Raw genomic sequence first — 19,627 nt, 5'->3', positions numbered from 1 at the left:
TCGCCCCCTAGTTCCAGTAACGGTCGATTTGCGCTTTCAATGCTTCTGCAGTTTCTTGCCCTTTGTCGCCAGCCAATGCGCGACCTGCGATAAAGGTTTTCGCTTTGATACCTTCAAACAGGTAGATGTCTTCTGGCACGATACCGCCCGTGATAGAGAGCTCAATACCTAGCTCAGAGAGTTGGCGCATCTTGCTGATGTCAGCGTCTGTCCAACCAATCCCTGCCAACTCTGCATCGCGAGAACGGTGGTAAATCGCTTGAGTGATACCGAGATCCACCCACGCTTGCGCATCTTCCATCGTCCAGTTGCCGTAGATTTCGATTTGGATTTCGCCACTAAATTCATCCGCGACTTTTTTACATGCTTCAATGGTCGCAATGTGCGCTGCGGCTGAAACCGTAATCCAGTCAGCGCCTGCTTCAAACGCCATACGAGACAAAATCGCGCCGCCGTCAGTGGTTTTCATATCGCACACTAGAATATGGTCTGGGTGGTTCTTGCGTAGCGTGGAGACAGCATTCATCCCCTCTGCGAACGCGAGAATAGTGCCCACTTCAATCACATCGACGTAGCTGTGCACATTGCTTGCAACCGCCACGGCGTCAGTTAGGTTAGTTTGGTCTAGAGCGATTTGAATCATTGGTTTGGTCATGATGCTTATCCTTGAATTTTTTCACGTATCAGACGAGCTAAGCCGTCGTTATTGTTATCGGTTTCGCACACCAAACGGGCGCTTGAACGTACCGTCTCGTCTGCGTTATTCATGGCAACGCCTAATCCAGCGTAACGGAGCATGGAAATATCATTGTGGTTATCGCCCACGGCAATGACATGATTCGGGTGATAACCCAGCTCAGAAACGTATTCCGCCAGTCTTAAGCCTTTGCTGTTACCTTTTGCTGCGAAGTCGATGCGATTCGACCACGAGCGTTCGCCGTTAAATTTCTCTTTCACCCATGGGTTTTCAATCAAGCGTTCTACCGAGCTTGGTAAGCCTTCCACCACAAATTTCCACACGAACTCGGTATTGCGCACTTCTTCGCTGAACGAGTCGATTTTGTAGATCTTCGGTTGAAGGTGCTCAGGTGCGGTTTTCGCCCACTTTTCCAACGCTTCCATGTAGTGAATTGGGTTGTAGTTTGAGTACGTCATGGCATCGGTTACGTACATCACCATCTTGACCTGAAACTCCTTCGCCAAGGCGATGAACGTCAGCGCATCTTCCTTATCGATGGAGTTGTGCTTGAGCACTCGGTCATTGTGGTAGTCATAAACATAAGTGCCGTTGCAGCAGATGATAGGCGTGGTAAGACCCAACTCATCGTAATACGGACGTGCCGCGGTGTGATGGCGTCCGGTGACAATCACCACGTGACACTTCTGCTGCGCTTCTTGAATCGCTTTTTTCACCTCAGGGTGAATGCTGTGGTCATCAGTGAGGACGGTTCCGTCTAAATCTAAAGCAAGCACTTTGTACATGTCGTTACCTCTGCCCGTAGTAGGCGTTTTCACCGTGCTTACGCAGGTAGTGTTTGTCTGAAAGCTCAGGCTGGATCTTGATGCCGCTGTTGAGTGAACGCGTTGCTAATGCCATGGCAGAAATCTCTTCCAATACCACTGCGTTGTGCACGGCATCGTCAGCGTTGGTTCCCCAAGAGAAAGGCGCATGCCCTGCTACAATCACGCTTGGCACAGCCATTGGGTCGATGCGGCGTTGACGAAACTCTTCCACTATCACTAAGCCAGTGTTCTTCTCGTACTCTTCGGCAATTTCGCATTGTGAGAGCTTGCGAGTACATGGAATGTCGCCATAGAAGTAGTCGGCATGAGTCGTGCCCAGCGCTGGAATATCAATCCCTGCTTGTGCCCAAATCGTTGCGCTGCGTGAGTGGGTGTGCACCACGCCACCCACTTGTGGGAACGCTTTGTAAATCTCAATGTGGGTCGCGGTATCGCTGGATGGATTCATGTTGCCTTCCACCACATTGCCGTCTAAGTCGACCACCACAATGTGCTCAGCGCGCATGCCATCGTATTCCACCCCCGACGGTTTAATCGCAATCACGCCGCGCTCGCGGTCAATCTCAGACACATTGCCCCAGGTGAAGGTCACCAAGCCGTATTTCGGCAGTTTGAGGTTGGCTTCGAGCACACGTTGTTTCAGTTCGCTGTACATGATTTCTCCTTAGGCAGTGACAGCCAGAGCTTCATCAATCACGTTGAATACATCGGTTTTGCTGCGGCAACGGCGAAGCTTGTCTAAATCCACGCCCGTTTCACTGTCTTCATCATCCAACACTTGGGTCACTTCCATCAGACCTTCCATGTGCTCGTCCGAAGAGCTACCCGCTAGCGTGATTAGCACATCAACTGGCTCGTCTTCGCCTTCAAAGTAGATTGGCTCTTCTAGCGTAACCAGTGCGAAAGCAGTACGAATTACGCCGTTTTCTGGGCGTGCGTGTGGCAGTGCCAAGTTAGGTGCGATGCAGATGTAAGGACCCAACTCTTCCACGCTACTGATGATGGCGTCATGGTAAGAAGGCTGAATCGCACCAGAGGCAATCAACATGTCCGTACCAATCTTGATGGCTTCACGCCAGTTAGACGCTTGCGCTTGCAGTTTGATTGAGTTGTTGTCGATCAGTGATTGTTTTAATCCCATTGTTCTATCTCCAGTTTGGGTGCCGTGACTTTGGCTGTCCGAAGCCCAGCACCACTGTTGTTATCCGCTGTTTGTTATTGGTTTCTCATCTCTTCATTGAGAGATATTTGGTCATGCTGTTTTATTTTGCTGGTGCAAAGTTTTTATTGATGATGTCGAGTAGCTCGTCACCGAAGGAGTTAGGGTTAAGCATGTTTTGCACCCCGAGTACAAACTTGCCTTCGCCTGGTTCCATCTCCGCAGACAGGTGCTTCGACGATACGATGATGTCTGTGCTCGCAAGCTTCGACTTGTAGTCCGACACTGCGCATGAGTCCATCACGTGAGGAATGCCTTTCTTCTCTAGGTATTTGCCGATCTTCATTTTCATCATCATCGATGAGCCTTGACCGTTACCACATACTGCTAGGATGCTTACTGGGCGCAGACCGTCGCTCGCTTTGATTGCTTGCTCTACCGCTTCAATCACTTCTGGCTCTTCACTGATTTCTACTGTGCCTTGCGCGTCTTCTTCAGCACGTAGCTTGCGAGAAGCGAAGAACATGTAAACCAGAGACAGACCAACAAGAACGAAGAAGAACATTTTCGATGCAGACAGACCTTGCATGATTGGTGGGAATACAAGCGCCCAGTCCGCCATGCCCATCCAGCCGTTGAACTCCGTACCGTGTTGGCTAAATAGGTGGATAGCCCAAGCAGAACCTAGTACCTCGATGATGCCCATCACGAAACAGATCTTCATCACCGCTTTCCAGCCACCGAAGTGGTTAGCAAATACGCCGATGGTCGCGTTAGAGAAGAACATTGGAATGAAGCCAGGAATGATCATGATTGGCGCATCGAATGCCAGCATCGCCAGTACTGCCGCGAACTGACCAAGCGCACCCCACATGAAACCAAATACCATTGCGTTAGGAGAGAATGCGTAGATAGCCGCACAGTCAATCGCCAATACCGCATTTGGAATCACGCGCTCAGAGATGCCTTTGAACGCTTCAGACAGCTCAGCAACGAACATACGTACACCGGCAACAATCACCTGAATCGCCACAGCGAATTTCAGACCCGTTTCTAGGATGTAGATAGTCCAATGTGTAGTGCCTGCCATTTCTTGAAGGTTATCAAGACCGAATGAAAGCAGAATGATGCCGAAGAACACCGTCATCACGATCGCCGTTGCTGCGATGCTGTCGTGGAAGATGTGTAGCCATTTAGGCAGTTCTAGGTGGTCAACGCTGTCGTTCTTATCACCCAGTTTTGGCGCTACTTTTGTTGCAATCCAAGACGCCACCTGTTGTTGGTGACCAATAGAGAATCCCGCCCCGCCGGTGACTTCTTCAGTTGGCTTGAACATGATGTTGGAGGAGATACCCCAGTACAGCGCCATTAACACCGCAGAGTAAATGATGGTTTCCCACATGCTTGCGCCAAGCACAAAGTAGAACACGGCGATCAGACCCGCTTGCTGGAACATGATGTGACCAGTCAGCATGATGGTGCGGATACCCGTGTAGCGGCGGAACAGTACCAAGAGGATGTTGATACCTAATGCCAATAGAACGGCGTAACCCACCCAAGAGTAGTTATCGCCCATCGCTTCCATGGTAGACATCATGGAGGTGTAAGGGTCAATGACCGAGCCGGTTAGCCCGTGGTATTCAGAAAGTTTGGAAATCACAGGTTTGAAGCCAGCAACTAGGGTGCCCGCACCCACTTGAACCAGCATGAAACCCACGATCGTTTTGATGGAACCTTTAATGATGGTGGTGGCGTCTCTTCTCAGCAACCAATAGCCAATGCATGTTACCAAACCCAGTAGTAGTGGGGCTTTGGTCATAACTTGGCTGTAAAAAATATAGAAGATGTCGTACAAGAACTCCATATCTTTACCCCTAGAGTGTTTTTTATTTGTAATCGTATGTAGGTCAGAGTGATTCCATCTGATGTCGTAGAATCTACTCAGTTTTTGCTCACGAAATAAACTCTAACAATCAAAAGTAATCACGCAATGCTCATTTGTGATTATTTTGATATTTATCAATTTTGCCCTCCAAAAAACCCTACAAATGGTAAGCGGATCACACACAAAAATTAAATTACCAATAAATACAACAACTTATAAATTCTTGTGATGAAGTTCAGATTTTCATCGGTCTTGAATTTGACAATCAAGAGCGTGATTAATAGAATCAAAACAAATCACAAGTAATCACCAAATAATCACTAGATACACATTTCGGTGAATTTGAATCAAATAGGGTGATGGGTATGAATGAAGTACAAAGACACAATGGCATTCTGTCTTTATTAGAAGAAAATCAGACGATTAACGTCTCACACATTATTGAGAGCTTTAACGTCTCTCCAGCGACGGCTCGCCGTGATATCTCTAAGCTGGATGAGCTAGGCAAACTACGCAAAGTACGCAACGGCGCAGAACGCGTCGAAGCAGAAAAGAAAAAGTGGTCACCGCTGAACATAAACAGCACTGAGCATTACGAAGAAAAATCCTTGATTGCGATGCAAGCCGCTGAGCTTTGTCAGCCTGGCGACAGCGTGGTCATTAACTGCGGTTCGACCGCTTTCCTACTAGGGCAGAAGTTGTGTGGGCAAGACGTGCAGATCGTCACCAACTACTTCCCATTGGCAAGCTACCTGATCAATGAAGACCATGACGATGTGATCATCATTGGCGGTCAATACAACCGTTCGCAAAAACTGTTCTTAAATCCGGCGCCCAACTCGCTTGGCAGTTACGCAGGCAATTGGATGTTCACCTCGGGTAAAGGGTTAACCGAAGCCGGACTCTACAAGGCTGACATGTTAACCGCGGTGGCTGAGCAGCAAATGCTTGAGCAAATCGACAAGCTCGTCGTCGTGGTAGACAGCTCCAAAGTGGGTCACAGAACGGGCATGTTGTTCTGTCCTACCGAGAAAATCGACATTCTGATCACTGGCAAAAACGCCAACCCAGAGGTCATCAAAGCGATAGAAGCAAAAGGGACACAGGTCATTCTGGTCTAACGCGCCCTAGCCTCTTTCTCAAATAAATAAAAATAATTCAGCTCAGTGCCTTAACCACAAATTAAGGCGCTCGGCTCCCTACATCCCAAATTTAATAAAAATTGTGAAACAAAAAGGTGTTGCTATGAGTAAAGTAAATGAAATCACTCGTGAATCTTGGATCCTAAATACATTCCCTGAGTGGGGTACCTGGTTGAATGAAGAGATCGAAAATACGGTGGTAGAACCAAATACATTCTCGATGTGGTGGCTAGGTTGTACAGGTATCTGGTTGAAGAGTGAGGGCAACACCAACATCTCTATCGACTTCTGGTGTGGTACGGGCAAAAAGACGCAAAAGAATGCCTTCATGAAGAACCAGCACCAAATGATGCGTATGGGCGGTGTCGAAGCGCTGCAACCAAACCTACGTACCGCTATCTTCCCGCTTGACCCATTTGCTATCAAAGAGATCGACGCTGTGATGGCATCCCATGACCATGCTGACCATATCGACGTGAACGTCGCGGCAGCGGTACTGCAAAACTGTGGTGACCACGTGAAGTTCATCGGTCCACAAGCGTGTGTCGATTTATGGATGGGCTGGGGCGTACCAGAAGAGCGTTGTGTTGTCGCGAAAGTGGGCGATGTACTTGAGGTCGGCGACATGAAGATCCGCGTACTGGATTCATTCGACCGTACTGCACTTGTCACACTGCCAGAAGGCACTTCATCTTACGATAAAGAAATCCTCGACGGCATGGACAAACGCGCGGTGAACTACCTGATTGAAACTTCAGGCGGGTCGGTTTACCACTCTGGTGACTCGCACTACTCGAACTACTACGCAGCGCACGGCAACGAATACCAAATCGACGTGGCACTGTTGTCATTCGGTGAGAACCCTCGCGGCGTGACTGACAAGATGACGTCTTCTGACATCCTACGCGCAGCAGAATCGTTGAACTGTGATGTCGTGATGCCATTCCACCACGATATTTGGGCGAACTTCCAAAACGACCCACGCGAAATCGAAGTGTTGTGGAACATGAAGAAAGACCGTCTGCAATACAAGTTCGCACCGTTCTTCTGGCAAGTTGGGGGCAAATACACCTTCCCAACCGATAAAGGTCGCATGCACTACCAACACTTCCGTGGCTTTAGCGACATCTTCAAAAACGAACCAGAATTGCCATACAAAGCGTTCTTGTAATTCCGTCGCAACGTCCGTTTGGCAGGAATAAAAAAAGCCCGTCGCGATGATGGATGCGACGGGCAATTAGCTAGAGTCTTATAAGGAGAAAAGGAAATTACTGATGATAAATGTCCGACGATTTCGCATCAGTAACGTCCTCAACAAACCGAATAATAGTCATTGATAAATTTAAAGGACATGGCTCATTCCAGTAATCTAAATTGTTGATGCCTATTGCTCTAAGCCGATCAAAAAAGCCAGTCTCTCGGGACTGGCTTTTGTTTTGTGAAGCGAGGCTGATTACTTAATAAATGAAATACAGCCTTGCAGAATCACTAGGTTGACGATGTCGATAAAGAACGCGCCAACGATAGGCACCACCATAAAGGCTTGTGGTGATGGACCGAAGCGGTTAACGATGGAGCCCATGTTCATTACTGCCGTTGGGGTTGCGCCCAGACCAAAGCCACAGTGACCACTTGCGATGACTGCGGCATCGTAGTTGCTGCCCATCACACGGAACGTTACGTAGTAAGCGAAGACCGCCAGAATCACCGATTGCACCGCCAGAATGATGAGGAACGGAATTGCCAAGTCGAAGATGTTCCACAATTTTAGGCTCATTAGCGCCATCGCTAGGAACAGAGACAGCGAAACCGTACCAAGAATATCGACTGTCTCAACATCCACTTTGCGTACTTTGGTCACTTCCATAATGTTGGTGATCACCACACCGATAAACAGCGCGTAAACGAAGTCTGGAATCATCAACCATTTGATGCCAAAACTGCTCACCCAACCTTCTAAGTAGCCAGCACCCGTGACACACAGCAGGATGATCGACAAGCTCTCGACCACTTTCTTTGCGGTTACGCGGTCTTCTTCGTGCTCGTTGTAGGTCACCAATTCAGGGAAACGTTCATGAGTCTGGTTGGTGCGTCCGTATTCAGATTCAAGGTTGTGCTTATCTATTAAACGCTGCGCCACAGGACTGCCGATGATGCCACCAATCACCAAACCAAAGGTGGCGGATGCCATTGCCACTTCTAGTACGTTGTGCAAGCCGTACATGTCTTGGAAGGTTTGTGACCATGCTGCGCCCGTACCGTGACCACCAGACAGCGTAATCGAACCTGCAATCAAGCCCATTAGCGGGTCTAAGCCGAGTGCGGTTGCCAAAGATACACCGACCGCGTTTTGGATAAGGATGTACACCGATGCTACAGCTAAGAAGATAAATACCTTAGCGCCGCCTTTAATCAACTGGGTGTAATTCGCTGCTAAGCCAACGGTAGCGAAGAACATCAACATGAAAGTGTTTTGCAGCGGTAAATCGAAAACTAAGTCCACGCCATTGAAATGCATCGCGGTGATCGCACATGCGACAATCAAACCACCCACAATTGGCTCGGGAATATTGAATTTCTTTAAGATCGGTAATTTAGCGTTAACGAATTGTCCCAAGAACAACACACAAATAGCGACGAGAAACGACTCTTGTGGACCGACAGAAATGACCTGATTCATAAAACCTCTTTGCCTCCTTTTTCTCATCCTTTGAGTAACAACTCGCAGGTTGAGCGGTATTTAGGCAGGTCAGAGTGCCTACTGAACGTGTGGTTTTCTAGGGTCCAAACCCACTAAATTCTCATTAAATAAGAAAGCAATAACTCGGATATTCACCCAATTCTCACTCAATGAAAAAACACACTTTTTCACCAAGTTTTGTAGCGCAATTTTCTGGTTTTTTTCGCTCTTCTCAACTTATGAGAAGTGAACAATTTTTTGCCAGTTTTTGAAGGCAAAAACGTATGCGATTGCGTGCAAATTTTGCGTGAAACTCTGGTGCAAACTGTGTCGAATTTTCATCGACAAAAGTGATTGAGAAAACAGCGCAAGAAGATTGGCGCTTTCTATCCCATCGCCAAGGTGTTATACATATATATAACACCAACTCAGCCAAGGAAACCAATCATGACGCATTGGCATGATCGCCAACCGATTTTCCGTCAGTTGGCTGACCAGATCACCCAGCAAATATTGCAAGGCATCTGGCAAGAGGGCGAAGCTTTGCCTTCGGTACGCAGTGTCTCTGCGGATATGAAGATCAACCACCTGACGGTCATGAAAGGCTATCAGTTATTGGTTGATGAAGGATTGGTTGAGAAGAAACGTGGGCAAGGTATGTTTGTCGCCCAAGGTGCAAAAAAACAGCTGCTTGCTGATGAAAAAGTCCGTTTCCTTGAACAACAAATTCCGCAGATCGCCGGCACACTACAACGTCTGGATATGTCACTTGATGAATTTATCCAACAAATCCAAACACATATTGAAGGTGACCAATGAGCGCATTAGTCAGTGTAAAACACGTCTCCAAGCAATATCGTCAGCAGGGTGAAGCGCTGCATGACGTGAGCTTTGATCTACAAGCAGGCCAAGTGCTTGGCTTGTTAGGTCATAACGGTGCGGGTAAATCGACTCTCATTAACGCCCTACTCGGTGCACACGAATATCAGGGCACCATTCGCATCAACGGCTTTGAGCCAATTATGCAACGCGACAAAATCATGCAGAGCTTGTCTTACATCTCAGATGTGAACGTTCTACCAAACTGGATGACGGTTGCTCAGCTGCTCGATTACACCGAGGGCGTACACCCAGGTTTTAATCGCAGCAAAGCCGATAGCATGCTTCGTCAAACCGACATCAAACCGCGTGCACGCATCAAATCCCTATCGAAAGGCATGAAGGTGCAATTGCACTTGGCTGTCGTCATCGCGACCAATACGCAGATTCTGATTCTGGACGAGCCAACGCTTGGTTTGGATTTGGTTTATCGCGATACCTTCTGCCGTCATTTGCTGGAATGGTTCCACGATGGCGAGCGTGTGCTGATCATAGCGAGCCATGAAGTATCGGAAATCGAACACCTACTGACGGACGTGCTGATCCTTAAACACGGTCGACCTGTTCTGCAAACCTCAATGGACAGCATCAGCGAAGATTACTTCATTCTCGATGCCAGTGATGAGCATCGCGCACAAATCGAAGCGCTGAAACCACTGTCATCGCAAAAAGGCTTAGGCACGACTAAATGGTTGCTGTCATCTCAATACGCAGAGCAAGTTGCAGGGCTGGGTGATGTGTATGGCGTCAAGCTTGCGGATCTGTTCTTGGCATTACAGAAGGAGGCAGCATAATGAAATCGATTATCGCGATGTTGCGTAAAGAATGGCTAGAAAACCCATTGGTTACGCGCGTGCCATTATTTATGTTTGCCTGTGGCGTGCTGCTGTTTATCAGCTTAATGGGTAGCTCGACACTGCAACACAATATGTTCTTCCAAATGAGCCTTGGTGGTGATGTCAGTGACATCCACAAAGAGCTAGGCGATGACGTCAACATGCTGATCACAGGTGGCATTGGTTTATTGTCTATCCTGCTTGGCACTCAGTACTTCCCGAGAACGCTGCGTAAAGAGCGCTCAGAGGGCAGTATCATGTTTTGGCGCAGTATGCCCGTCAGTGACGTGAAAACCCATCTGGTGAAGCTGACGTTTGGTTTATTGGTGATTCCGTTAGTGTGTTCGGTATTGGTTTTCGCTGCCGACTTTATGCTGTGGATGTTGAATGTTTCAACTGACCACCAGCTGGCGTTGTTGTATCGCCAAGCCTCATTAGGTTTTGTGCTGCTGAACTGGATTGAATTCTTGCTTCGAATGGTGGTGGCAGGCGTGTTGTTATTGCCGCTCGCACTAACCGCAATGGCAATCTCACAGAAAGTGAACTCACCACTATTGGTCATCTTGATTGGTATTTACGCACTACGTTGGATGCCAATTGCGATGTTCAACTACTATGGTCTGGATGATTTCTTCTCAGCAATTTTCTATCTACCACTGCACGCGATTCTTGCGCCAAACCCGTTCAGCGCGATTCCAGATGCAGGTTGGATGAACGTTGGGATTTACGCTTTCATCGGTGTGCTTGCTTGGACAGCTAGCATCAAATTTAGCCGCACTGTGAACTAACAAGCACAAGCGAAACCACACAAAAAGCGAGGTACTGTCCTCGCTTTTTTCATTTTCAGCACCATCAATCTTCACTCTGTTTGCTTCAACGCAAAAATAATCAGCCTATAGCAATAGCGCTTCGGCGTGGTTAAGTTCATAATCCCCCGCTTAATGCGCTCAGCGCTGTTATCTAGAATTTTTGAAAAGCAGAACACCAACCATGACCACCAAGCCAACAGCCATTATTGGACTGTACAACCCAAAGAGTCCAACCAACGTTGGCGCTGTATTACGAGCCGCAGGCTGCTACGACGCTGCGCAAGTTCGTTACAACGGTACACGCTACAGCCGCGCAGTAAAGTTCCAAACCGACACTCAGAACTCACAAGAACGCATTCAATTAGTGGAGATGGAAGACCTTACGGCTAATGTTGCCGACGATGTGGAAATTGTTTGTGTTGAGTTAGTGGTCGGCGCAACGGCACTGCCGCACTTCACTCACCCAGAGAACGCGATTTATGTGTTTGGACCGGAGGACGGTTCACTGCCGCAAGAGATGGTCGATAAGGCACATCACGTGGTGTACGTCCCGACTCACGGTTGTATGAACCTAGCCGCGACAGTCAATGTTGTGCTTTACGATCGCATGGCGAAAACACTGGGGACGATTGATGACCACCAGCAAGTCCTTGCTAATCGCGACAACAAGAACCGCTTGAAAATGAAAGCGTGCGTATAGACTGACGAAGTTCGTCGTTGGCAAGCGCCAGAAACAAAAAAGGTCACAGCAATACTGTGACCTTTTGTTTTATTTGGCGTCTTAATCTATCTAGCCAAGGAACGAGATGTAACCTTGTAGAATGATCAAGTTAACGATGTCGATGAAGAAGGCACCAACAATCGGCACAACCATGAACGCTTGTGGTGACGGACCAAAGCGGTTAACGATTGACCCCATGTTCATTACCGCCGTTGGGGTTGCACCCAAACCGAAACCACAGTGACCACCTGCGATAACCGCAGCATCGTAGTTGCTACCCATCACCTTGAACGTTACATAGTAGGTGAAGATAGCCAGAATCACTGACTGCACGCCTAGAATCACCAAGAATGGGATCGCTAGGTCAAAGATGTTCCATAGTTTCAAGCTCATCAGAGCCATCGCTAGGAACAGAGACAGCGACACCGTACCTAACATGTCGACCGTTTCGGCATCCAACTTACGAATCTTGGTCACTTCCAAGAAGTTAGTGATGATCACACCAATGAACAACGCATAAACGAAGTCTGGAATCATCAGCCATTGAATGTCGTAAGTGCTCACCCATTGCTCTACGTACTTAGCACCTGTTACACAGATCAATAGGAAGAACAGTTTCTCAACCACTTTTTTCGCGGTTACTTTGTCTTCTTCGTACTCGTTGTACGTCACCAACTCCGGGAATTTCTCGTGGGTTTTGGCATCTCGACCACCACGACCATACTCAGATTCGATGTTGTTCTTTTCGACCAGACGCTGCGCAACCGGACTACCGATGATACCACCGATGATCAAACCGAATGTTGCTGACGCCATCGCGATTTCCAATACGTTATTCAAACCGTAAACGTCTTGGAAAGTTTGTGACCACGCCGCCCCCGTGCCGTGACCACCTGATAGAGTAATCGAACCAGCGATAAGCCCCATCAGCGGATCTAAACCCAATGCCGCTGCCAGTGAAACACCAACACCGTTTTGAATGATGATGTAGAACGACGCGACTGCTAAGAAGATGAAAACCTTCGCGCCCCCTTTCATTAACTGAGTGTAATTTGCTGCCAAACCAACGGTAGCGAAGAACATCAGCATGAATGTGTTTTGCAACGGTAAGTCGAACTCCAAATCGACGCCGTTAAAATGAAGAGCAGTAATGATGCAGGCAACGATTAAGCCCCCTACAATCGGCTCAGGTATGTTGAATTTCTTTAAGATCGGTAGCTTAGCATTAATGAAATGCCCCAGGAAAAGCACACTGATCGCAACCAAAAAGGACTCCAGTGCACCTACAGATATTAAATGATTCATATCGCCTCTTATTATTGTTCTCTTCATCCTCCGTAATGATTGAGTGTTAGTTTAACCTTCGCTCAATAGCAAATTTTCTCGCTATATTTTTCCGAAAATACTCAAAAGGTTGTGTTAAATGCGCCTTAGGCTAGTTTAAGGGACGGTCGTTAAGCGATGTTCTGATTTACGCGCTATTCGCAAGCCCTAAAATGTAAAAGGAGCCTGTTAAGCTCCTTCTTATCCTCTTCATAGACAAACAGAAATGACTGCTTGCAGGAGATGGATATCGTGTTGTGAGTATTGTCCGAGTGACACTTTCTGAACCGCTATCGGGCTCCCTTACTTAAACAGAATGTGATCATCACTATCGAGCAAAGTTCCTTCCCGTCATAACGAATAGAGCGCCGACGTGGCGCTCTAACATCTGGGTTTGCTTGTATCCCATCGTAGTTAAAAACTCTGACTCATGGTGTTTGGAACGAGCCGAATCCCGGGAAATTCTCAAGCTTGCAACAAGCGTTCTCGTTACAACGGAGCGAGATTATAACATATCGCTGAAAATTTTCCTCATTTCAGTGCTATTCGCCACTTTCATAGTTTGCTTCTGCAATGATCAACTGTTCAATATCATTACTGCAGATGAAAGCGCGAAGTGCCTCGAACTTGGCTTCATCCCACGTGTAGATTTGCAGGGCGAGCAGCTTATCAATGATGTCTTGCTTAAAGCGAAGCTTAACGGGTTTTGCCGGAGATCCTGCCACCACAGTGTAAGGTGGGACATCTTTAGTCACGACGCTGTTTGCGGCAATCACTGCGCCTTCCCCAATGGTGACACCGGGCATGATCATCGCGCGCATGCCAATCCAAGCTGCGTCACCAATCACGGTATCGCCTTTGCCTTGGTAAGATTGCTCGATGTCATCAAGGAACGGATACAGACAGAACCAGTCCGTCCTGTGATTATGGTTGCCGCCCATCAAAATCACCGCTTCAGCCGCGATACAAACGTAATCACCGATGTAGAGCTGATCGACTTCCCACCTCGGTTGCCACGCTTTACTGACTTCATCGCCATGCAGATAACGCACGACAGAATCTTCGAAGCCATTATCCCAACAATCGCTGTAATAACTGTGGGAGCCTTTGATGTGGATGTTTTGGTTTTGCACCACTTGGTGCAGGTACTGAAATTTGGACCAATGTTTTTTCATGGCAATTACCTCAATAGAGTAAATGTATGCCACGGAACGATTTCTCGTGGCGTTGTTGCTGCGTTCTCAGTCAACGACGCCTATTGGATGCGGGGTTGCAGTAGTAATGGATTATTCATGAATGTGCCCTCCAGCGCGCACACTATAAAAAGCATGTATAATTTTCAAGCAAACCAAACAAATAACAAGATTCCGAAAATGAAAAGTCACTCTGCCTTTGCCTCTCTGCTGCTGTTTTCTGCCACAGCGTCTGCGAGCGAAAACATTAAAATCGAATACCGCCCTGCGGAAACTGCCGACGATCGCTTTGCTGCGCAAGTGATTGAAAGCAGTGAAGTGAACGACATATTTGTCCAGCTTTCTGATGATTACTTCCCGTTTGATAACCCACTAACACTGACCTACGGTGGCGAAGACGGTCCGCTTTACGATCCAGAAACCCACACCATCCATATCCCCTACACCTTCTATCTGGAATCATTTAACTACTTCACCAACAACAAGTACCAAGAACGTTACGGTAAAGCACCGAAAACGGGCGCGCTCGATACTTTGCTGCACACACTATTGCACGAAGCCGGACACGCTTACATTGCGGATCAAAACATTCCAGTACTGGGTAAAGAGGAAGATGCGGTCGATAACTTCGCCACCATTTTGTTGATTGATTACGTTGATGACGGTGCCGATGTGGCGATCAGTGCTGCGGACATGTTCGCATTCGAATCCGACGACAGACCGGACTACTACGATTTTGGCGAGTACATTGACGAGCACAGTTTCGATCTACAGCGTTACTTCTCTACCCTGTGTCTGGTCTACGGCAGCGATCCAGAGCAATACAAAGCCTTGTTAGATGAAGTAGAAAAAGATTACTTACGCGATCGCAAAGAGTTCTGCCAATTCAATTACGGCAACATCCGTGATAATTGGCTGCATTACTTGCAAGACAATGAACTAAAAGAAAAATAATCGCGTAAAAGGGATAAGAACCGCCAATAATGAGCTCAATCATGACCAAACTGACCGTATTTTACGATGGCACTTGTCCCTTGTGCGCCAAAGAGATGAGTGCGCTAAAACAACGCGATGCCGAGCAGCAAATCAAAACCATCGACATCTACAGCGAGGCATTCGCTGATTATCCGCAGATCAATCCTGAACAAGCCAACACCATTTTGCACGCTCTCAATGAAAAGGGAGAACTTCTACTTGGCTTGGACGTGACTCATCGTGCATGGCAACTGGTCGGTCGCGGTTGGTTGTATGCACCATTGCGTTGGCGCATTATCAAACCTGTTGCGGACTGGCTTTACCTCAAATTTGCCAAAAACCGCTACCGCGTCTCCTACTGGCTAACGGGCACTTCTCGCTGCAATAACGGTTCGTGTTCACGTTAATTGTGATCCCGCTTAAAAATGCTACGACCTTAGTCTAAATTTATAAACTTCCTGTACTTCTGATTGATTAACTCGGTTAATCTCTAAGCATTACAACAATAAGTATTAATAATTTTATCAGGCAGGCTTATTCAGCTTGTCACTTGTAACGCTGCGCCGAGAGAAGGACGTCTCTATGAATCTGACGATCAGAAAACGACTATATATCCTTTCAATAATTCCAATTCTAACCATGGCAATAGGCATGATGTGGTTCACCTACCTACAAACCACTGCCTACAACGAACACGAGATTGAGCAGACTCGAAGTCAAATGATGGAGATGAAAAAAGCTGAGCTCAAAAACTACGTCCAAATGGCGCGTTCCGCTGTCGAGCCACTACTCGCTCAAAACGCCCCACTTGAAGAAGCACTGCCTATCTTGAAACAGCTGGAGTTCGGTCAATCCGGTTACATCTTTGGCTACGATTCAAAAGGCGTGCGTGTCGTGGTGGGAAAAAACACCAAAGGCATCGGAGAAAACTTCTATAACTTGCAGGACAAGAAAGGCAATTACCTGATTCAGGATTTGATCAAAAATTCCAAAACTGGTGAGTTCACGACTTATTACTTCCCGAAACTCGGTCAGAACGAAGCGCTACCGAAATTAAGCTACTCGGTCTTCATTCCTGAATGGGATTTGATGTTGGGTACAGGCTTCTACACTGATGATATCGACGCCATTGTGGTAAACATGGAAGAAGCTGCGCATCAGGCCCTCAACACCACACTGACGGCAATTGCTCTGTTCTGTGTTTCGATTGCAGCTATCGTTGCGGTCTTCGCGGTGTTTGTTAACCGGAGCATCATGAAGCCTATTGAACAGTTTGATGCTTCAATTCACTCTTTCGCGCAAGGCGATGCCGACTTAACCGCACGCATGGAAGAATCAAGCGTACCGGAGTTCACCCAGCTTAGCCGTAACTTCAATATCTTCGTTGAAAGCCTGCAGGGTATCATCAAGAGTGTTAGCCATGTTGGGCAAGAAGTGGTTTCAGAGACCAACGACATGTCACAGCGAGCGTCGCAAGTGGACGAATTGGCTTCAGGTCAACGTGAAGAAACCGAACAAGTCGCTGCGGCAATGACCGAGATGACAGCAACGGCGCACGAGATTTCCAGCAACGCTAACCAAGCGGCGCAATCCGCCAAAGACGCCGATGATAACTCACAGCAAGCGAAACACATTGTTGATTCCGCAGCGAGCTCTGTCGAAGCGCTCGCGCTAGAAGTGTCGGAAGCCAGCACGGTAATTTCTCGTTTAGAGAGCGATGTACAAAACATTTCTTCTTCGCTAGAAGTGATTCAAGACATTGCCGAGCAAACCAACCTATTGGCACTAAACGCAGCCATTGAAGCAGCACGTGCAGGCGAACAAGGTCGCGGCTTTGCGGTCGTTGCCGATGAGGTTCGTAAACTGGCGAGTCGCACTCAAGACAGCACAGGCGAAATTCACCAAATGATTGAGCAGTTGAAGTCTGGCTCGGATGCAGCAGTGAAAGCCATGGGTTCAAGCCAAGCGCGTGGTGAAGCAACGGTTGAGGAAGCACGAGCAGCCTCTGCCGCACTGCAAGAAATCCAAGCCGCAATTGCTAACATCATGGACATGAACACCTTGATCGCAACGGCAACCGAAGAGCAAAGCCAAGTTGGGCAAGAGATTTCACAACGTATTGAAGTGATCTCTCAACAAAGCAGCCAATCGGCACACCTTGCCAACCAAAACCGCGCAGGCAGTGGCAACCTTAACCACAAAGCTAACGAGCTGTACGACTTGGTCGGTCGCTTTACGGTTTAACGCTTTCCTCACCCATTCACTATGCAAACAGCGACGCCAAAACGTCGCTGTTTTTATTTCTGCTATCCTCAGAAGTCTTAGCTATAATGCCGCCAACTAAGCACCTACAAGGGCAAAACCAGATGATTATCATGACCACCAATTTCGGTGACATCGAGATTGAACTGAACCTAGAACGAGCGCCAGTTAGCTCAAAGAACTTCAAAAAATACTGTGAAGATGGCTTCTACAACGGCACCATTTTCCACCGCGTTATCGACGGCTTTATGATCCAAGGTGGCGGTCATACCGAAGACATGGCAGAAAAGCCAACACGCGCCCCGATTGCGAACGAAGCAAACCGTGGTCTAAAGAATCTTGTTGGCACTATCGCAATGGCGCGTACCGATGCTCCGCACTCTGCAACGGCACAGTTCTTCATTAACTTGGAAGACAATGATTTCCTAGACCACACCGCAACTACCAACCTAGGCTGGGGCTACGCCGTGTTTGGTAAAGTGACTGCGGGTATGGATGTCGTAAACCGCATCGCGAAAGTGAAAACGGCCTCTAAGCTTGGTCACGATGATGTGCCATGCGATCCAATCATTATTGAGAAAGTGACAGTCAGCGAATAAGCCCATTCGCCTCTTGGTAGAAATCGTCGCTATAAAACGACAAAAGCGCCTAACGTCTTATGACCTAGGCGCTTTTTGTTTTTATGACACAGCCTATTAGTTTGGCTTGTGCCAGAGTTATTGATAGAAAAGCTCGGCTTTTGCTCCGACTAAATCAAGCTCAGAGCCTTGAAAATCAGCCAGATATTCAGCAACAAGATTATACCCAACCCAATATCCCATGTATTTCGGCCAGCGGCTTTCATCGCTGCCAAGAAAGTAAGCGTCGAAGTTGTAATCTAAGCTGGTCAACTTGTCTTTCATCTCAGCATAGAAAGGGCGCCAATCTTGATCTTTGATTTGCTCAAACAAGCTCGGAGTGACGCCGCCATTCACCTTACGTTCGAAATGACAAGCTAACCCTTCCATAATAAGCACATCACCAAGCGCAACGCCATTCTCTCCCGCTCGCATACGAAACAGGTGATGCAACTCATGCGCTAACACCACAGCCAGTTCTTTCTCAATAACGTTTTTAATATCAGCACGTTGAGTATCAAGCAGAATCTCTACACGATAGGCACTTAAGCAATAGCCACCAATGCCCGTCTGCGGTACGTCATTGCGATCAAACGGGCTAACAGTCAGGTCGACGTTACTTAAATCGTTGTTACTTAAATCAAAGTAACTAGAAAGTTGTGAGCTCAGATCATCAAGTTTCTGATGTAAATACTCAGCGAGTGGAGACAACTCTCCCGTCGCATTTAACAGGGTTACGCGATAACTCATTTATCTTCCTTGATAATTTGGGTTAGGAGCAGCGAGTTTACAGTGTAAAGAGTGAGCAGTTCTAGCGATTACATTCCTTTGAACAAACTTTGAGATGCACGGCTCACAGGGAGCTTGTTTTCTCCAACGTGAACAAACATCCTTCCAGCAAAGTCTTTGTTTACTTTGCTAATTTTGCACACTTGCACCACGCTTGAACGGTGCACTTGCCAGAACTGTTCTGGGTTAAGCTGCCCTATCAACTCTTTCAACGATGTACGAATCAAATACTCCTGCACTTTGCCTTGTCCTTGTTGTGCATACACAGAAACGTATTTTTCTTCCGCTTTGAAATACAACACATCAGACGTGGCAATCAGATGAATATCTTCCCCTTGCGTCGCTTTGATCCACTGAAGATATTGCGGCGTTTGTGGCGCGGATAATTGTTGTAACTGTTCTAACAGGCTGCTCATCTGCACATTACTGCTTTCTTGCTCTCGCTTAGCAAGGCGTGCTTTCACTCTTTTACACGTCGTCAGCAGGCGCTCATCCGAGATAGGCTTGAGCAAATAATCGGCGGCATTTTGTTCAAAGGCTTTGATGGCGTAATCATCGTACGCAGTGACAAACACAATCAAAGGTGGATTGGCGAGTTGATTGAGTTTTTGCGCTAGTGTCATGCCATCCAGAACTGGCATACGAATATCAAGAAACGCAATGTCAGGCTGGTTTTGCTCAATGACTTGCAACGCTTGTTCACCATCGGCAACTTTGGCTATTACCTCTAGCTCTGGCCACACTTCAGCTAGGCTTTTATCAAGATGACGCCTCAATAGCGGTTCATCATCAGCAATAATGGCAGTAAACCCTGTATTCATTCCTTTCTTCCT

General features: G+C 47.5%; 20 protein-coding genes. 10 read left to right on the top strand and 10 right to left on the bottom strand.

Annotation, left to right across the window (positions count from 1 at the left end; all coding sequences use genetic code 11):
• Positions 1-7 precede the first annotated feature (7 nt).
• The 5 genes from OH463_RS04675 to OH463_RS04655 form a co-directional block, all read right to left on the bottom strand.
• Positions 8-655, bottom strand: a complete 648-nt coding sequence (locus OH463_RS04675; RefSeq protein WP_005434690.1) for a 3-keto-L-gulonate-6-phosphate decarboxylase UlaD — start codon at positions 653-655, stop codon at positions 8-10.
• 5 nt (positions 656-660) lie between these two features.
• On the bottom strand, positions 661-1,482 hold the full coding sequence (locus OH463_RS04670) for a Cof-type HAD-IIB family hydrolase (protein ID WP_005434688.1): 822 nt from the start codon (positions 1,480-1,482) through the stop codon (positions 661-663).
• Positions 1,483-1,486: 4 nt separating this feature from the next.
• Positions 1,487-2,179 (bottom strand): L-ribulose-5-phosphate 4-epimerase, encoded by a 693-nt coding sequence (locus OH463_RS04665; RefSeq protein WP_269990656.1) that lies wholly within the window; start codon positions 2,177-2,179, stop codon positions 1,487-1,489.
• Between the two features lie 9 nt (positions 2,180-2,188).
• Complete coding sequence (locus OH463_RS04660; protein ID WP_009696580.1) at positions 2,189-2,665, bottom strand: PTS sugar transporter subunit IIA; 477 nt, start codon at positions 2,663-2,665, stop codon at positions 2,189-2,191.
• Positions 2,666-2,786: 121 nt separating this feature from the next.
• Entirely contained in the window at positions 2,787-4,547 is a 1,761-nt protein-coding gene (locus OH463_RS04655) for a PTS ascorbate-specific subunit IIBC (protein WP_269990654.1), read from the bottom strand.
• A gap of 386 nt (positions 4,548-4,933) precedes the next feature.
• Here OH463_RS04655 and ulaR point away from each other — a divergent pair, with 386 nt between their 5' ends.
• Both ulaR and ulaG read left to right on the top strand, forming a co-directional pair.
• The gene (gene ulaR / locus OH463_RS04650) at positions 4,934-5,689 is read left to right on the top strand and encodes an HTH-type transcriptional regulator UlaR (RefSeq protein WP_005448893.1); all 756 of its coding nucleotides are present in this window, start codon (positions 4,934-4,936) and stop codon (positions 5,687-5,689) included.
• A gap of 124 nt (positions 5,690-5,813) precedes the next feature.
• Complete coding sequence (gene ulaG / locus OH463_RS04645; protein ID WP_005448892.1) at positions 5,814-6,881, top strand: L-ascorbate 6-phosphate lactonase; 1,068 nt, start codon at positions 5,814-5,816, stop codon at positions 6,879-6,881.
• 282 nt (positions 6,882-7,163) lie between these two features.
• Here the strand turns inward: ulaG and gltS (OH463_RS04640) are convergent, their stop codons facing one another.
• Positions 7,164-8,390 (bottom strand): sodium/glutamate symporter, encoded by a 1,227-nt coding sequence (gene gltS, locus OH463_RS04640; RefSeq protein ID WP_005448891.1) that lies wholly within the window; start codon positions 8,388-8,390, stop codon positions 7,164-7,166.
• Positions 8,391-8,837: 447 nt separating this feature from the next.
• Here gltS (OH463_RS04640) and OH463_RS04635 point away from each other — a divergent pair, with 447 nt between their 5' ends.
• From OH463_RS04635 to OH463_RS04620, 4 genes are all read left to right on the top strand, one after another.
• On the top strand, positions 8,838-9,209 hold the full coding sequence (locus OH463_RS04635) for a GntR family transcriptional regulator (protein ID WP_269990651.1): 372 nt from the start codon (positions 8,838-8,840) through the stop codon (positions 9,207-9,209).
• Positions 9,206-10,063: an ABC transporter ATP-binding protein gene (locus OH463_RS04630; RefSeq protein ID WP_269990649.1), complete on the top strand. Its 858-nt coding sequence runs from the start codon at positions 9,206-9,208 to the stop codon at positions 10,061-10,063. The genes OH463_RS04635 and OH463_RS04630 overlap by 4 nt, the downstream gene beginning before the upstream one ends.
• Positions 10,063-10,893 (top strand): hypothetical protein, encoded by an 831-nt coding sequence (locus OH463_RS04625; protein WP_269990647.1) that lies wholly within the window; start codon positions 10,063-10,065, stop codon positions 10,891-10,893. The genes OH463_RS04630 and OH463_RS04625 overlap by 1 nt, the downstream gene beginning before the upstream one ends.
• 202 nt (positions 10,894-11,095) lie before the next feature.
• Positions 11,096-11,614: an RNA methyltransferase gene (locus OH463_RS04620; RefSeq protein ID WP_005448887.1), complete on the top strand. Its 519-nt coding sequence runs from the start codon at positions 11,096-11,098 to the stop codon at positions 11,612-11,614.
• A gap of 90 nt (positions 11,615-11,704) precedes the next feature.
• Here the strand turns inward: OH463_RS04620 and gltS (OH463_RS04615) are convergent, their stop codons facing one another.
• Positions 11,705-12,940 carry a sodium/glutamate symporter gene (gltS, locus tag OH463_RS04615; protein ID WP_005428854.1) on the bottom strand — a complete coding sequence of 412 codons (1,236 nt, stop codon included), beginning with the start codon at positions 12,938-12,940 and terminating at the stop codon, positions 11,705-11,707.
• A 560-nt stretch (positions 12,941-13,500) separates the two neighbouring features.
• Positions 13,501-14,133 carry a CatB-related O-acetyltransferase gene (locus OH463_RS04610; protein ID WP_269990645.1) on the bottom strand — a complete coding sequence of 211 codons (633 nt, stop codon included), beginning with the start codon at positions 14,131-14,133 and terminating at the stop codon, positions 13,501-13,503.
• A gap of 198 nt (positions 14,134-14,331) precedes the next feature.
• Between OH463_RS04610 and OH463_RS04605 the strand changes: the two genes are divergently transcribed.
• The 4 genes from OH463_RS04605 (at position 14,332) to OH463_RS04590 (ending at position 17,987) form a co-directional block, all read left to right on the top strand.
• Positions 14,332-15,105, top strand: coding sequence for a DUF4344 domain-containing metallopeptidase (locus tag OH463_RS04605; RefSeq protein ID WP_269990644.1), 774 nt, complete (start codon positions 14,332-14,334; stop codon positions 15,103-15,105).
• Positions 15,106-15,146: 41 nt separating this feature from the next.
• Positions 15,147-15,533, top strand: coding sequence for a thiol-disulfide oxidoreductase DCC family protein (locus OH463_RS04600; protein ID WP_114092943.1), 387 nt, complete (start codon positions 15,147-15,149; stop codon positions 15,531-15,533).
• Between the two features lie 175 nt (positions 15,534-15,708).
• Complete coding sequence (locus OH463_RS04595; RefSeq protein ID WP_269990641.1) at positions 15,709-17,370, top strand: methyl-accepting chemotaxis protein; 1,662 nt, start codon at positions 15,709-15,711, stop codon at positions 17,368-17,370.
• A gap of 122 nt (positions 17,371-17,492) precedes the next feature.
• Positions 17,493-17,987, top strand: coding sequence for a peptidylprolyl isomerase (locus OH463_RS04590; protein ID WP_053052521.1), 495 nt, complete (start codon positions 17,493-17,495; stop codon positions 17,985-17,987).
• A 117-nt stretch (positions 17,988-18,104) separates the two neighbouring features.
• Here the strand turns inward: OH463_RS04590 and OH463_RS04585 are convergent, their stop codons facing one another.
• The gene (locus tag OH463_RS04585) at positions 18,105-18,755 is read right to left on the bottom strand and encodes a DUF2268 domain-containing putative Zn-dependent protease (RefSeq protein ID WP_269990639.1); all 651 of its coding nucleotides are present in this window, start codon (positions 18,753-18,755) and stop codon (positions 18,105-18,107) included.
• 68 nt (positions 18,756-18,823) lie between these two features.
• Positions 18,824-19,615: a LytR/AlgR family response regulator transcription factor gene (locus OH463_RS04580; RefSeq protein WP_269990637.1), complete on the bottom strand. Its 792-nt coding sequence runs from the start codon at positions 19,613-19,615 to the stop codon at positions 18,824-18,826.
• Positions 19,616-19,627 lie beyond the last annotated feature (12 nt).

Origin of the sequence: Vibrio sp. NFR, from assembly GCF_027587095.1 — a bacterium.
GTDB lineage: Bacteria > Pseudomonadota > Gammaproteobacteria > Enterobacterales > Vibrionaceae > Vibrio > Vibrio harveyi.
Note: the sequence above shows the minus strand (reverse complement) of the source record. Positions and strands in the feature narration are given on the sequence as shown.

Coding starts and splice junctions, on each gene's coding strand:
- OH463_RS04675 (WP_005434690.1), bottom strand. CDS start 655: ATGACCAAACCAATGATTCAAATCGCTCTAGACCAAACTAACCTAACT.
- OH463_RS04670 (WP_005434688.1), bottom strand. CDS start 1,482: ATGTACAAAGTGCTTGCTTTAGATTTAGACGGAACCGTCCTCACTGAT.
- OH463_RS04665 (WP_269990656.1), bottom strand. CDS start 2,179: ATGTACAGCGAACTGAAACAACGTGTGCTCGAAGCCAACCTCAAACTG.
- OH463_RS04660 (WP_009696580.1), bottom strand. CDS start 2,665: ATGGGATTAAAACAATCACTGATCGACAACAACTCAATCAAACTGCAA.
- OH463_RS04655 (WP_269990654.1), bottom strand. CDS start 4,547: ATGGAGTTCTTGTACGACATCTTCTATATTTTTTACAGCCAAGTTATG.
- ulaR (WP_005448893.1), top strand. CDS start 4,934: ATGAATGAAGTACAAAGACACAATGGCATTCTGTCTTTATTAGAAGAA.
- ulaG (WP_005448892.1), top strand. CDS start 5,814: ATGAGTAAAGTAAATGAAATCACTCGTGAATCTTGGATCCTAAATACA.
- gltS (WP_005448891.1), bottom strand. CDS start 8,390: ATGAATCAGGTCATTTCTGTCGGTCCACAAGAGTCGTTTCTCGTCGCT.
- OH463_RS04635 (WP_269990651.1), top strand. CDS start 8,838: ATGACGCATTGGCATGATCGCCAACCGATTTTCCGTCAGTTGGCTGAC.
- OH463_RS04630 (WP_269990649.1), top strand. CDS start 9,206: ATGAGCGCATTAGTCAGTGTAAAACACGTCTCCAAGCAATATCGTCAG.
- OH463_RS04625 (WP_269990647.1), top strand. CDS start 10,063: ATGAAATCGATTATCGCGATGTTGCGTAAAGAATGGCTAGAAAACCCA.
- OH463_RS04620 (WP_005448887.1), top strand. CDS start 11,096: ATGACCACCAAGCCAACAGCCATTATTGGACTGTACAACCCAAAGAGT.
- gltS (WP_005428854.1), bottom strand. CDS start 12,940: ATGAATCATTTAATATCTGTAGGTGCACTGGAGTCCTTTTTGGTTGCG.
- OH463_RS04610 (WP_269990645.1), bottom strand. CDS start 14,133: ATGAAAAAACATTGGTCCAAATTTCAGTACCTGCACCAAGTGGTGCAA.
- OH463_RS04605 (WP_269990644.1), top strand. CDS start 14,332: ATGAAAAGTCACTCTGCCTTTGCCTCTCTGCTGCTGTTTTCTGCCACA.
- OH463_RS04600 (WP_114092943.1), top strand. CDS start 15,147: ATGACCAAACTGACCGTATTTTACGATGGCACTTGTCCCTTGTGCGCC.
- OH463_RS04595 (WP_269990641.1), top strand. CDS start 15,709: ATGAATCTGACGATCAGAAAACGACTATATATCCTTTCAATAATTCCA.
- OH463_RS04590 (WP_053052521.1), top strand. CDS start 17,493: ATGATTATCATGACCACCAATTTCGGTGACATCGAGATTGAACTGAAC.
- OH463_RS04585 (WP_269990639.1), bottom strand. CDS start 18,755: ATGAGTTATCGCGTAACCCTGTTAAATGCGACGGGAGAGTTGTCTCCA.
- OH463_RS04580 (WP_269990637.1), bottom strand. CDS start 19,615: ATGAATACAGGGTTTACTGCCATTATTGCTGATGATGAACCGCTATTG.